The following is a 12,530-nucleotide window of genomic DNA, read 5'->3' on the forward strand; positions in this document are numbered from 1 at the left end:
GTGGTCTGTGTCCCCAAAAACCATTCAGTTGTTAGAATATTTCGGTCTTTGAAGACTCGGACTTAAGCTACCTAATACTTTTCACCTATCACTTCTCACCACTTACAAACCTTACCGCTCACTTCTTCTGTCCTGATTCTAGCTACTTGATACTTACGTCTAGCTACTTCTTTTACTCACTCTTAAGAGAATTCACTGGATTTGCCGAAGCCGCTTTATAAGCCTGAACTCCTACCGTGATCACAGCGATCAGAACCAGTAAAATTCCTGATCCTGCAAAAATCCACCAGCTCAGCGTCGTCTGATAGGCATAACTTTTCAACCAGTTGTCCGCGAAATACCAAGCCAATGGCACAGCAATGATTATCGAAATCAAAATGAGCTGCACGAAGTCTTTGGATACTAAAGTCAGGATACTAAAAGTGGAAGCTCCCATTACTTTCCGGACTCCTATTTCTTTCTTACGCTTTTCGGCAGTGAAAGCCGCCAATCCAAAGAGCCCAAGACAGGACAAGAAAATAGCCATCACCCCGAAGTATTTCGCCAATTTGGAAACTCGCTGCTCAGAAGCATAAAGTGACTGGTAATCTTCATCCATAAAGGAATAATCCATGGGTTGAGCAGTTTGCTTCAGAAAAATCTCGTCAATCCCAGCAATGGTCTCCTGCTGATTTTGAGCACCAATCCTTACCATAATTCTTTGGGCAAAACCCCCATCATATTTCAGGAAAGCTGGTTTCACGGTTTCTTTCAAAGACTCAAAATTAAAATCCTTAATCACTCCAATCACCTCTTTGTCATCTCCCCAGAGATTGACAATTTTACCCACTGGATCCTCAAAACCAATGGTGCGAACTGCCGCTTCGTTTAAAATTATCTTTGAATCCTCCGCTCCAAAGCCGGGAGAAAATGCTCTGCCATCAACCACTTCAAACCCCATGGTTTCGATCAAGCCCATGTTCACGGTCACATTTTCAAACTTGACCTGCTCATCGGGATTTTTTCCTTCCCAGTTAAGACCAATTGTTGAGCTAGACAATCCTACCAAAGGATGACTCAAACTCGAAGCATTCTCTACTCCTGGGGATTTTTTGAGTTCAGCCAAAAAGGATTCCAATTGGTTTGGATTAACTCCAGAAGCATTGATCTGAAGGAGTTGGCTCTGATTGTAGCCTAGGTTTTGGTTTTGGATAAAAGACATTTGCTTGCCGATCACTGAGATCCCGATGATCAGCAAAAGGGAGATTGCAAACTGAAAAACCACCAACCCTTTTCGAGCCAGCAGTTCCCCAAAACTTCCTTTGATATTTGATTTCAGCACCTGCACTGGTTTGAACTTGGAGAGGTAAACGGCCGGATAAATCCCCGCCAAAAAGCTCGTCAATAGCCAAATCCCCAATAAAAGCAAAATTAACTCAGGCTGGAAAGACATACTCAAGGTTTTGGATGTCACCTGATTGAAAAACGGTTGTAGTATAAACGTGGCAACTATCGCAAGTACCAAAGCTAAAAATGTAAGCAAAAGAGACTCCACCATAAACTGTCCAAAAAGGCCTCCTCTACTCGCTCCCATGGCCTTTTTTACTCCTATTTCCTTCAATCGACTCATCGATCTGGCCGTAGTCAGATTCATGAAATTAATACAGGCGATGATCAAAATAAAGAGTGCGATGGCTGAAAACAGTTTCACGTAGCTAATCCTTCCTCCTGCTATTTTTCCATCTTCGTAGGTACCATAGAGATAAGTATCGCCATAAGGCTGTCCAAAAACTGAAACATTGCTTCCTTCATCTTTGGCTTTGATGAAGCCCTCGATTTGGGCATTAAAAGCAGCTATATCTGTGTCTGGATGAAGTAGTACATATGTGGAAGCATTGAAATTACCCCAATGAACACCTTCACCCAGCATCTGCTTGAAGTAAGAAAAAGAAAGGAAATAGTCAGGTTTATCTACATCCATAGAACTGAAATCCTTATAAACTCCAGTAACCTCCACCTCATTAATAAAGTCAAAAACCTGCCATTTCAGTGATTTTCCTACAGCCTCGGCGGGTGAACCAAAAAGCTTGGTGGCCATAGTTTCAGATATTGCCAAACTATTGATACCAGTCATGATCTGACTTGGGTTTCCTTCAAGAAAATCTACTGAGAAAATATCAAAATAGGCCTGATCTACATAAAGACCCGCTCCCGTCATCTTAGTATCTCCATTCTCAAAAGCAACTCCCTCGATAAATGGAGACGTGCCAGCTGACAATTCTACTTGAGAAAGCTCAGCTTTCATCGCTTCTGCCATATCACCGGGTGTAATTCCTATCGTCACTATTCCACCGCTATTATCGTGATTAGTCATCACTGCATAAATACGATCTATCTTCTCATGGTTACGACTGATGCTCAGCTCATCCTTGACCCAGAGCATAATCAATACTACAGTCGTCAGCCCAATCGCCAACCCAAACAGGTTAATTGCGAAGATCTTTTTGAACTTCATGAAACTGCGTAGAGCGAGGGTGAGTTGGTGACGGAGCATGGGGGTGTCTTTGAATTTAGTGTTGAGTGATGTGAAAATTGTCCGATGACTGATGTTGGATGACCGATGTTTGATGTCCGTTGTTGGATGACCGATGTTTGATGTCCGTTGTTTGATGTCCGATGACCAATGTTGGATGTTTGATGTCCGATGACCGATGTTTGATGTCAGAACACCCGACACCCGACATCTAACATCGGGCAAGCTTATACATGAAACTGTTCCCTGATATTTTCAGTCACTACTTTACCATCAAATAAGTTGATGATTCGGTGCGCATAGTTAGCATCATGTGGAGAGTGGGTTACCATCACGATGGTGGTTCCTTCGTTATTGAGTTCTTCCAAAAGACGCATTACTTCTTCGCCATTGGTAGAATCCAAGTTACCCGTAGGCTCATCGGCAAGGATCACAGAAGGCTTGGCTACAATAGCTCTGGCAATTGCTACACGCTGCTGCTGACCACCCGAAAGTTGCTGCGGGAAGTGATTCCTTCTGTGCATGATATTCATGCGAGAAAGCACTTCTTCTACTCTTGTCTTACGCTCATCCGTTGGGATTTTCAGGTAAAGCAAGGGTAGCTCAACGTTTTCGAATACTGTTAATTCATCGATGAGGTTAAAGCTTTGAAATACGAACCCAATATTTCCTTTTCTCAAAGAAGATCGCTGACGCTCAGAGAATTTGGCTACTTCATTCTCGATAAAGAAATATTCGCCTCCATCAGGATTGTCTAAAAGCCCAAGGATATTCAGGAGCGTAGATTTCCCACAACCTGAAGGTCCCATTATGGCGACGAATTCGCCTTTTTTGATTTCAATTTGGATACTATCCAGAGCAGTTGTTTCCACTTCCTCAGTGGAGTACATTTTGCGTAGATTGACGGTTTTGATGATGTTCATGATTCTTAAGTTTGAAGACGGGAGACCGAAGACCGAAGTCGTTTGATCCCCCACCTTTATTTGATAGATTTTATGTTTTTAAGTTTTTGAGACGGGAGACCGAAGAATCCAAAATTCCAACCTTAATTTTATTTTTTGCTGTTTTTGAAGTTTGAAGACGGAAGACCGAAGTCATTTGATCCTCTTACTTTATTTTTATTTATTCAGATAATATTTCATAATAGGAAGTAAACTAAAAGTAATAGCAGCCGAAAACTGGGATTATGCCCACTTCGGTCTCCCGTCTTCGGTCTTCCAGCTCATTCATTTAATAGATTTTTTAAACCCTACAATCATGTTCATCAGATTGAAACATTCAAAATAGAACTTCTGAAACTCTGAATCATTGATGTATTTTCTTCTTTTTGCTTTGTACAAACAAGTAACCACCTCAGCTAATGACCTTAATGCGTAGCCAATAAATCTACCTTGCTCTGGATTAGTCTGACCAATCGACCCCTCAGCGATATTAAGCCCGATAGAATCAGCGGCTCTCCGAATTTGACTTGTCAAATTGTATATCTCCTCTTTTGGAAACTTCTTTGACAATTCATGAATTTCTTCTGCCAGATCCATGGCCTTCTGCCAGATGATCAATTTTTCAAACTTAAAACTCATGTCTAACCAGTTTAAATTTTGACTACAATCGCTCTTAGTTACTTAACATCTTCTTCGGTCTTCCGTCTTCGGTCTCCCGTCTCCTCACTATTTCAAATCCAAAATCTCATTCTTTCCAAAATTCTCATAGCCACTGATGATGACTTTTTCACCTTCGACCAGTCCTTCCAGCACTTCGTAGTATTCAGGGTTTTTATTCCCAAGTCTTATGTTTCTCTTTTCTGCATTTCCATCAGCATTGATCACAAAGACCCAGTTTCCGCCCGTGTCCTTGAAGAATCCGCCTGTTGGCAAAAGCAAACTCTGCTCGCTATCACTAAGCTGCAATCTGATTCTCACACTCTGCCCTCTTCGGATTCCTTGTGGACTTTCGCCTGTAAATGTCATATCCACTTCAAACCGACCATTGGTAATCGTAGGATAGATCTTCGTGATTTCAAGTTCGTGATCTACACCACTTAGCGTGAACTTCCCTTTCAAACCCTGACCAATCCTTGGCAAATACAATTCATCTATCGGAACTCGAACTTTAAATTCATCCTGCACATCGATCTGACCATATCGCTCACCGGAGTTGATCGCCTGACCAACTTCGATTTGCTCCATCGCCAACTGACCTGCTATCGGTGCTTTAATCACCAGATTATTCAGAATCTGCCCAACACCATTTAAGGAAGCATTCATCCTTCCCTCAGACTGGCGAAGTTGGGTTAGCTGATAAGACCTCGCCATAGAATCACTTTTATAGGACTTGTAGGTCAATTCCTTTCTTTTCAGATTGTACTCATATTGCTCCTTCACTTCTTCGAATTCCCTGTCTGAGACTAGCTTTTTGGTATGAAGCTCCTTGAACCTTTGGTACTGAGGGGCTAGCAAACTAATCTGATAATCTATCTCTGCCAGCTGTCCCAATTGAACCAAATCATTTTGATCCAGGAAAAGACGAGTTTGGCGGAGATTATTGATCTGCTCATAAAGCATAGTCTCACGCTGCATCACATCTAATTGCAAATTGGAATTGGCCATAATCAAAATCGTATCTCCCACCTCTACTATAGCTCCTGACTCACGTACGATCTGAGCCACCATTCCCCCCTCAACTGCATCGAGGAAAAATGTTTGCGCTGGTTCGATCTGTCCAGAAACCAATATATAATCAGTAAACTCTCCTTTCGAAACTGTGGCGATACTTAAGCGATCCTTCTCCACATTCATCGTAGATCTGTGATCTGCATATCCTATTTGGTAAATAATTCCTGCTACCAAAACAACTCCGCCTACTATCCAGGCAATTCTTTTAGGGGTCCAGGTTTTCTTAGCTAATTTTCTATCCATCGTGTGTAAATGCCATTTTCGGGCTATCCCCAATATGCCAAATGGTATGCCATGCAAAAAATCGCCCTTACAGGCTTGTTTCGTTGATTTGGGAAAAAGGAGAAGCTAGACTCGCGAACATTTTCGTCCGCAGGCGAACAAAATAATTCAAAGTTGAATATATTTTCCCTAACTTATAATCCTTCGCATTAATCCAAAAACATGCTCCAATTGTCCGAAATCAAACGTTTTGAAGCAAATATACATGCTCTAATTTTTCGGTATGCTTTTGGAACAAGAGCACACAGCAAGCAGGATATGTTTCCGTGCTTTTTTAATTCCTTTTTACTATGAGCGAGCAACGAACAGGTAAAATTCTGATTGTAGATGACAACGAAGACCTCTTAAAGGCAGCAAAAATTTTCTTGAAGCGGCATTTTTCTCAGGTGGACACAGAGACCAATCCTGACCTGCTTCCCATCCTCACCCACAATGAATCCTACGATGTGATTCTATTGGATATGAACTTCACCAAAGATGTGAGTTCTGGACAGGAAGGTTTCTACTGGTTGGATCGGATTTTGGAACTTGATCCTTCTGCTGTGGTTGTTTTGATCACTGCCTATGGAGATGTAAATCTTGCTGTGAAAGCAATCAAAGAAGGCGCAACGGATTTTGTGCTGAAACCTTGGGAAAACGAGCGCTTGCTAGCGACCCTGAATTCTGCCTTACAGCTTCGCAAAAAGAAAATGGAAGTGGACTTGCTGAGAGATCAAAAGCAGACCATGCAGCAGGACATTGATAACAAGTTCAAGGATATTATTGGCCAAAGCGAGTCCATGCAGAAGATTTTTGAAACGATCGAACGAGTCGCTGTCACAGATGCCAATGTTTTGATTTTGGGAGAAAATGGTACCGGGAAAGAATTGATTGCAAGAGCCATTCATAGACATTCCCGCAGAAATCGAGAAGCTTTTGTAGGTGTGGATCTTGGTTCTATCACTCAAACACTTTTCGAATCCGAGCTGTTTGGACATAAAAAAGGATCATTTACCGATGCCAAAGAAGATCGTGCAGGAAGATTTGAGCAGGCGCATAAAGGAACTCTTTTTCTGGATGAAATCGGAAACCTTCCTATGCCACTTCAATCAAAGCTTTTGGCAGTACTTCAAAACAGACAAGTGACACGTGTAGGTGCAAATCGTCCGGTGGATGTGAATATTCGCCTGATCTCTGCGACCAATATGCCGATTCATACTATGGTTTATGAAAACGGCTTTCGCCAGGATTTACTTTACCGCATCAATACCATAGAAATTCAGCTTCCTCCACTTCGTGAACGCATTGAGGACATCCCACTTTTGGCTAATCACTTCATTGCTTTTTACTCTAAAAAGTACAACAAAGACATCCGAAAAGCTTCCGAACCACTCGTGAAGCGAATGACAAAGTACCACTGGCCTGGCAATATCCGTGAGCTTCAGCATAGTATAGAGCGGGCAGTGATCATGTCAAATCACAATGTGCTGCAGCCAGAAGATCTATTTTTGCAAAAAATGTCCCAACCTGAGCGTCAGGACGAATCAGTGAGTTTGGAGCATCTGAATATCGAAGATGTGGAGCGAATTCTGATTCGCAAGGCCCTTCAAAAACATAATGGTCATATCACCAGAGCAGCGGAAGAACTCGGATTGACTCGATCCTCACTGTATCGCAGACTTGAGAAATATGGTTTATAAGCGGTTTTCACTGGGAGTTTCTTTGCGGATATTTGGAATTATCATCAGCATATATCTTGGACTTTGGCTGTATTACAGTCATGATCTGTGGCTGGCTCCCGCCATTCTAGGCTTGATCGCACTTATTCAGATTGGAGAAATGATCTATTATGTCAATTCGATCAACCACAAACTTGCACGATTTCTGGATTCTATCCGATACGCTGATTTTTCAAGCTCTTTCACTTCAGACAGCAAAATGGGAAACTCCTTTCGTGAGGTAAATAACTCTTTCAACGAAGTGATGGATGTTTTCAAGCAGACCCGTGCCGAAAAGGAAGAACAGATGCTTTTCCTCCAGGTGATCATTCAGCACATCAATACTGGGATTATTTCCTTTAATGACGTGGGGAAAATCGGTGTGATCAACAATGCTGCGAAGCATTTACTTCAGATTCCGCAGTTTCGGGATATTACTGACTTGGGTAAGCTATCTCCAAAACTCCTGGCAGATGTGATGGAAATGAAGCCTGGGCAGCGAATTTCCAAAAAGGTCAATCCTTCCCTTCATCTGATCATACAGTCCACTTCTCTGAAGATGGGCGGGCAAAGCTGGACGTTGCTTTCGCTGCAAAACATCAACGCGGAACTTCAGTCCAACGAACTCGAAGCTTGGCAAAACCTGACCAAAGTTCTGCGTCATGAAATAATGAATTCCATTACGCCGATTTCGAGTTTGGTGGAGTCACTTCGGACCATTTTGGATGAGGATAGCTACGTGCAGCAAGAGGGGTTTTTGATCAAAAGAGATGGTTTCATGGACATGCAGGAAGGCTTGGACACCATCGCCAATCGAAGTAAAGGTTTGGTGAATTTTGTAAATGCCTATCGCGACTACACCAATATCCCTGCTCCAAAAAAAGTAACGATGCCCGTCAGACAGCTATTTGAGAATGTGCTAAACCTGATGAAGGAGGACTTAAAAGTATCTGAGGTAAAAATAGAAACCAAGATTCATCCTACCGACTTGGAGATCCATTGCGACCCAGATCAGATCACGATGATCTTGATTAATTTGGTGAAAAATGCATCCGAATCACTGCAATCTCAGGCAGATCGTACGATTTGGCTTTCATCGATTGGACAGGGAGATTTGGGTTTGATGATACAAGTGGAAGACTCGGGTCCGGGAATTGTCCCTGAGGCATTGGAGCGGATTTTTGTTCCTTTTTACTCTACGAAAAAGACTGGTAGTGGCATTGGCCTCGCCATCTCAAGACAGATCATGAATCTCCACAAAGGCAGTCTTCAAGTGACTTCTATCCCGAATGAACGGACTGTTTTCACGATGAATTTCAGATAACCTTTGAGGAGACAGCCATTTATTGGCATCTACAAACTGCCGTTCTTGTGAAACGAACGGCGGGTTTTCTTTCTAAATCAATACCCTTAGGCAAATGGAGGTTATAGCAAAAGTGCCAGTTGTCCTACTTATCAAGAAGCAGAATTTAGCACTACTCCAGCCATAACTCGGCAAGCTCGCGATCACGAAGCGGAAATACTTTCAGCGTACTTTTAGGAACCAAATGGTTTAAGAAAGAAACTACATTTCTAAGCCAAATTATATCTGTGCAAATTGCATATTTGGAAAGATGGGGTAGCATTCGCAAATCGCCTAAAAGCGCATTTTTCATAGCTCCGAAACTCGCGTAGCCTTTAAATGAAGTTACTATTGCCAATATTTTGATGGATTGATTTGGAGAAAGCTGAACCCGCGCCTCTTGCATTTGACGCATATCATCAACTGTGATCCGTCCATCGACTACATAAGTTATCAATCCTTTTTCCTTAGAATAATTTACTTCCATTATGATACAAAACTACACTAGCAATAAAGAGGTTCGGTGGGAGCATTTCCTTTAATAAATAAGGAGTAAAGGCGACAAATAACCCAATCTAAAAGGGTCGAGTATTAAGTAAGCTCTTCTTCTAAAAACTCTGAAAGAGCGAAATAGAAAATTGAGTTAAGATAATTGCTTTGAAATTTAGGTCACCGCCACTTCGGTTTTCTCTTATTCCGCCTTCAATATCGTAGCAGGATTAGCCCACACTATTTTCCAAATCTGAGAACCAACTGTCCCAGCAATTACCAAAAGCAAAATCAGTAATCCTAAACCAAGTGGAAGCAGCCCCACACCGGAATGGAAAGCAAAAAAGCTATCGAGGAAATTGGAGATAATAACGAGCGAGAATGCTCCGCCCACCACCGAAGCGATTCCCCAAATAATAAGATATCGCTTGAGCAACTTCATAGACAAATCTCCCAAGTTGGCTCCAAACACTTTTCTGACACAGTAATCTTTAATGTGTGAATTCATATTCAGTGACACCAAGCCAAACAGTCCCAGTCCAGCGAGAATAACTGCGAGGATGGCAGAGAACAGGATGATGTTCCTCACGCCCTGCACATCTGTGAATTCACGGTCAAACACTTCACTTTGTAATTTCCCTTCAAAAAGCCCTCTTGGCACAGTCTCATGCCATATCTTCTTAACTGATTCCATGGTAGACTCAGCCGTCCCAGCAGACATTTTCAAGGTGAGGTAGTTAAAAGTAGTATCAGGAGATGCGCGGATCACCATGGGATCAATTGCACTTTGAAAGAAAATGGTGTGAAAATCCTCCACCACTCCTACGACATTATAGCTCGTGCTATCTAGTATTATTTTCTCAGAAAGAGGAAAAGTCAAGCCAAGCTTATCCAAAAAAGCCTGATTAACCACCACTGACTCCTGAGTATCGGAGATCAAAGCAGGATTGAACAATCGACCTTCTTTCAGCTTCAAATCCAACACCTCAGGATAAGTGGACTCTGCATTCAGAAGGCTGATTTCATACTTTTCTTCATGGAAAACCAGCTCTTCTTCGCGAATCCAATTTCCTACGTAATCTTGACTTCCACTGATTTCATTCACAGAAGCAAGTGCTGAAAGCTTGTTTTTGAGCGGTAAGTAATCATCAGAATTAGGCACATTTACAATGATCTTATCCGCACTATCGTATCCCCAGTCCCGATTTGAATTGATGTAATTCGTCTGAACAAAAGCGACTCCGGCTACTATACTAATGATCGCAAGCGTAAACTGAAAAGTCAGTAATACGCTTGTCAATATACTTTTGCTGCCGATCTTTTGATTGCCTTTTAGGATGTTGATCGGCTTAAAGGAAGACACATAGATCGCAGGGTACAATCCGGAAACGATGGTGATAAATAGCAACATTGCGCCCAGAAACATCCAAACATAGCTATCTCTGAACAGGTCAATTTTCAGGTTTTTAGAGGCGATTTCATTGAATCCCGGAAGAAAAATAAATCCTGCTAATAGACATCCTAAAAATATGGCGAAAAAGCAGACAAGGAGGTTTTCGGTCAGAAACTGAAACACAAGCTGACTTCTCCTGCTTCCAATCACTTTACGAACTCCTATTTCTTTAAGTCTTTTTGACGCCATCAATACAGATATATTGATGTAGTTGAATACTGCCAAAATTAGAATGAACGTGGCAATCGCAGCCAACAAAATTTGTGGTGCTATCGCCAAGAAACCTACTACGCCACGTTCGATTTGCTCTGAATTCCGAACCAAATCAGTAAAAGCTTCAAGCTGAACACTTTTATAAGGCTTCTCTGGATTGATCTTATTTTGAATACTCGTCATTTCAGCAAACCCTGTCCTCATCTGAAAAATATCAGCTCCATCTTCCACTTGGACAAAAGTCCATAATTCTGAATTCCACGCATCTTTCAGGGGTAGATCTACTATAGAATTGGGATGCGTCTCAATATTCACCAATAGGTCAAAGTTGAACATATCCATATCATGCAGATCGGCCAAAACCCCTCCAACGGTATACAGTTTCTCCTCCCCATTGACCACCAATGAAAGCTCCTGCCCTATCGGATGCGTATCTGTGAAAAGCTTCTCTGAAAGCTCATGAGTCAAAATCACCTGATCGGGCTCCACCAAAGCACCAGGATATCCATAGTCCATTCGGTAAACGAACATTTCCATAAATGCGGGATCTACAAACATGGAGCGTTGATTATAACTCTCATTATTTTGGATCAAAATCGAAAAATCAACTGAAACCTGCGAGTGACTTTTCACTTGACTCAATTTCTCTGGAATCAACTCAGCGATAGGCCTGCCTATAGCACCATAAGTCACTATACCATTTTCTCCTTCAGCAGTATAAGTCAGTTGATAGATCTCATCCTTGTTTGGCTGATGCATGCCTTTGAACCAAATCTGAGCTATAAACAAATAGGCAACCATGCAACAGCCGACGGCACAGGCCAACCCAAACACAGAAATAAATGAAGTCCCTTTTTGCTTGATGAGATTTCTCCAGCCGATTTTAAAATAATTCTTAAGCATAGCTCCTTGGTTATAGGTATGATAGCTTGATTTTGAACGCTTGATATTGCTCCATCTGAAAAAACTAAGTACATGGATAAAGAATCTGAATCGAGCGAAAGCCAGCCCTTTTTCTTCGAGATTCATGTAGAAAAGCTCATAGGCATCACCCTGTATCTGCTCCAATCGACTGGGAATGCAGTAAAACTCCAGAAACCGATCTGGCCATTTGGGTGGAAAATGTTTGAGCTTACTGTCCATAGGAAAAGTCTAAAGCCAAGGGAGGAAGTTGGTCATATAGCTTATTTCTGAGCGTTTTCACTTCCTGTATTGCTGCTCTGCCTGTAGCGGAAAGAGTAAATAAGCGCTTCCTTCTCCCACCTCTTTCTTCTGTGGCACCGCCCATGTAGGATTTGAGAAAGCCTTTATCCTCAAGACGACTTAGTACCGTGTGGATCGCGGAGATATTGACCTTCCTTCCCGTTTGATTTTTTATCTCTTCCAGGACTGCGACGCCATAAGCATCTTGGTCTAATATTCCCACAGTAAGTAGAATCAACTCTTCCAATTCACCTAAACGATAACCTTTCATAAAACCCGTTCTATTTTATTTACAAAAGTAAATGTAATGCATTACTTTCATATTTGTAGAATATATAAGTAAAAAAATACAACTCATCATTTTTGAAATGAATGGCCATATTCTATGTGCTTTTCTGGACAGAAGACGGGAGACCGAAGTAGCGAATCGGTATGTATTGAAATAAAAGGCTATAGATCGTGCCGTTGGCACTCTGTTAAAACCAGCACTCGTTTTTCAACCCAGAATTTTATTCTGGGCTTTTATAGGTCTTGCCTTTGGCAAGGGGTGAGAGGGTATAGATACAATTTTCCAGCCCTGCTGGCTTTGATAGTAATTTAGGACAATTAGCCCTTTTCCAGTTCTAACAAACTATAATCAGTAAAAACCTTTTACAGATTAGGCTTT

General features: G+C 41.8%; 9 protein-coding genes. 2 read left to right on the forward strand and 7 right to left on the reverse strand.

What is annotated here, in order from left to right:
- Nucleotides 1-172 precede the first annotated feature (172 nt).
- The 4 genes from BVH04_RS24360 to BVH04_RS24375 form a co-directional block, all read right to left on the reverse strand.
- Nucleotides 173-2,494, reverse strand: coding sequence for an ABC transporter permease (locus tag BVH04_RS24360; RefSeq protein ID WP_240511057.1), 2,322 nt, complete (start codon nucleotides 2,492-2,494; stop codon nucleotides 173-175).
- A 245-nt stretch (nucleotides 2,495-2,739) separates the two neighbouring features.
- Nucleotides 2,740-3,438 (reverse strand): ABC transporter ATP-binding protein, encoded by a 699-nt coding sequence (locus BVH04_RS24365; RefSeq protein WP_086544073.1) that lies wholly within the window; start codon nucleotides 3,436-3,438, stop codon nucleotides 2,740-2,742.
- A 300-nt stretch (nucleotides 3,439-3,738) separates the two neighbouring features.
- Entirely contained in the window at nucleotides 3,739-4,092 is a 354-nt protein-coding gene (locus tag BVH04_RS24370) for a four helix bundle protein (RefSeq protein ID WP_086544066.1), read from the reverse strand.
- An 87-nt stretch (nucleotides 4,093-4,179) separates the two neighbouring features.
- Nucleotides 4,180-5,427, reverse strand: coding sequence for an efflux RND transporter periplasmic adaptor subunit (locus BVH04_RS24375; RefSeq protein ID WP_086544067.1), 1,248 nt, complete (start codon nucleotides 5,425-5,427; stop codon nucleotides 4,180-4,182).
- 329 nt (nucleotides 5,428-5,756) lie between these two features.
- On the opposite strand from BVH04_RS24375, the gene BVH04_RS24380 reads away from it, so the two are divergent.
- Entirely contained in the window at nucleotides 5,757-7,145 is a 1,389-nt protein-coding gene (locus tag BVH04_RS24380) for a sigma-54-dependent transcriptional regulator (RefSeq protein WP_086544068.1), read from the forward strand.
- The gene (locus tag BVH04_RS24385; RefSeq protein ID WP_086544069.1) at nucleotides 7,135-8,487 is read left to right on the forward strand and encodes a sensor histidine kinase; all 1,353 of its coding nucleotides are present in this window, start codon (nucleotides 7,135-7,137) and stop codon (nucleotides 8,485-8,487) included. Before BVH04_RS24380 ends, BVH04_RS24385 begins: the two co-directional genes overlap by 11 nt.
- A 151-nt stretch (nucleotides 8,488-8,638) precedes the next feature.
- Here the strand turns inward: BVH04_RS24385 and BVH04_RS24390 are convergent, their stop codons facing one another.
- From BVH04_RS24390 to BVH04_RS24400, 3 genes are all read right to left on the reverse strand, one after another.
- Entirely contained in the window at nucleotides 8,639-8,992 is a 354-nt protein-coding gene (locus BVH04_RS24390; protein ID WP_086544070.1) for a SpoIIAA family protein, read from the reverse strand.
- A gap of 204 nt (nucleotides 8,993-9,196) precedes the next feature.
- Entirely contained in the window at nucleotides 9,197-11,803 is a 2,607-nt protein-coding gene (locus BVH04_RS24395) for an ABC transporter permease (protein WP_086544071.1), read from the reverse strand.
- Nucleotides 11,793-12,134 (reverse strand): PadR family transcriptional regulator, encoded by a 342-nt coding sequence (locus BVH04_RS24400; protein WP_086544072.1) that lies wholly within the window; start codon nucleotides 12,132-12,134, stop codon nucleotides 11,793-11,795. The genes BVH04_RS24395 and BVH04_RS24400 overlap by 11 nt, the downstream gene beginning before the upstream one ends.
- Between the last annotated feature and the right edge of the window lie 396 nt (nucleotides 12,135-12,530).

It is taken from the genome of Algoriphagus antarcticus (assembly GCF_002150685.1).
Taxonomy (GTDB): domain Bacteria; phylum Bacteroidota; class Bacteroidia; order Cytophagales; family Cyclobacteriaceae; genus Algoriphagus; species Algoriphagus antarcticus.

Bases quoted from the DNA above. Each gene is read 5' to 3' on its own strand.
- BVH04_RS24360 (WP_240511057.1), bottom strand. From the start codon at position 2,494: ATGAAGTTCAAAAAGATCTTCGCAATTAACCTGTTTGGGTTGGCGATT.
- BVH04_RS24370 (WP_086544066.1), bottom strand. From the start codon at position 4,092: ATGAGTTTTAAGTTTGAAAAATTGATCATCTGGCAGAAGGCCATGGAT.
- BVH04_RS24375 (WP_086544067.1), bottom strand. From the start codon at position 5,427: ATGGATAGAAAATTAGCTAAGAAAACCTGGACCCCTAAAAGAATTGCC.
- BVH04_RS24380 (WP_086544068.1), top strand. From the start codon at position 5,757: ATGAGCGAGCAACGAACAGGTAAAATTCTGATTGTAGATGACAACGAA.
- BVH04_RS24385 (WP_086544069.1), top strand. From the start codon at position 7,135: ATGGTTTATAAGCGGTTTTCACTGGGAGTTTCTTTGCGGATATTTGGA.
- BVH04_RS24390 (WP_086544070.1), bottom strand. From the start codon at position 8,992: ATGGAAGTAAATTATTCTAAGGAAAAAGGATTGATAACTTATGTAGTC.
- BVH04_RS24395 (WP_086544071.1), bottom strand. From the start codon at position 11,803: ATGGACAGTAAGCTCAAACATTTTCCACCCAAATGGCCAGATCGGTTT.
- BVH04_RS24400 (WP_086544072.1), bottom strand. From the start codon at position 12,134: ATGAAAGGTTATCGTTTAGGTGAATTGGAAGAGTTGATTCTACTTACT.